The sequence below is a fragment of the Desulfovibrio sp. SGI.102 genome (genome assembly GCF_050314315.1).
Lineage (GTDB): Bacteria > Desulfobacterota > Desulfovibrionia > Desulfovibrionales > Desulfovibrionaceae > Desulfovibrio.
Genome location: NZ_JBNPNC010000126.1, coordinates 1 through 777, shown reverse-complemented (window position 1 = coordinate 777; position 777 = coordinate 1). Strand labels below are relative to the sequence as shown.

General features: G+C 43.9%; 1 protein-coding gene. It reads right to left on the bottom strand.

Annotated features, from left to right (window positions below; translation table 11 throughout):
* Window positions 1–485: 485 nt before the first annotated feature.
* Window positions 486–777: hypothetical protein (locus ACQRCJ_RS12450; protein WP_427799943.1), on the bottom strand; the 292-nt coding region annotated here is incomplete at its 5' end.

The following is a 777-nucleotide window of genomic DNA, read 5'->3' as shown; positions in this document are numbered from 1 at the left end:
CGTGTCGTTTGGTACGCCCCCTTTTGTGTCTTCATCGCATGGTAAACGCTTCTGGCAATGTTTTTAGTAAAACGATGTTTTAGGCATCGTTAAGGCGGTGTAGATGCTCGCGGCATCATTGGCACATCGCACATCCATCAAAGTAGTGCACGAACACCGTTACATCTACTCGTGCTGTGTATATTCACCGCAACATTGAAAATACACCTTTTAAAGAGATGTATATTTGTAAAAAAGATACTATTTAAAGCAATTTTTCCATTAATATGCGATTAAGTTTCATCGTGTTTGTTGTTAAAATAAGCCATCTTGACTTTTACTGCGTTTTTTCGTATAGTAAATACATGCTCGAAATAGTGCGAGCAGCCATTTTGCCCTCTGCATACGCGGAGGGCTTCGCTTTTTTAGAAGGAGTATTGGAAGATGAAACATCATCTTACAGACATCAAAAGAAGAAGGGCGTACCCCGAAGGATACGCCCCAAATCACTTGGCCGTGCTTTCCCCGTCCTTCTTAAGCCATCCTTTTTTGACAGCCCAAAAAGCGAGTGCCCAGAGATATTTTTCCGGGGGGACGGTGCAGAGGTTGTATTTTTTAGCAAGGGCTGAGCAAAGCGCAAAGGGGGGCTTTCTTGACAGCTCGGCTACATCCTCAGCCGTTATTTCGTTGCAGAGCTCCGAAAGATTTTGCCTGAAAGATTTTCCATCAAGAAGAGCCAAGGCAAGCGCTGCAACCACTTCTTTGGGAACCCTGTTTTGGGGCTTGATAAAGCATTTA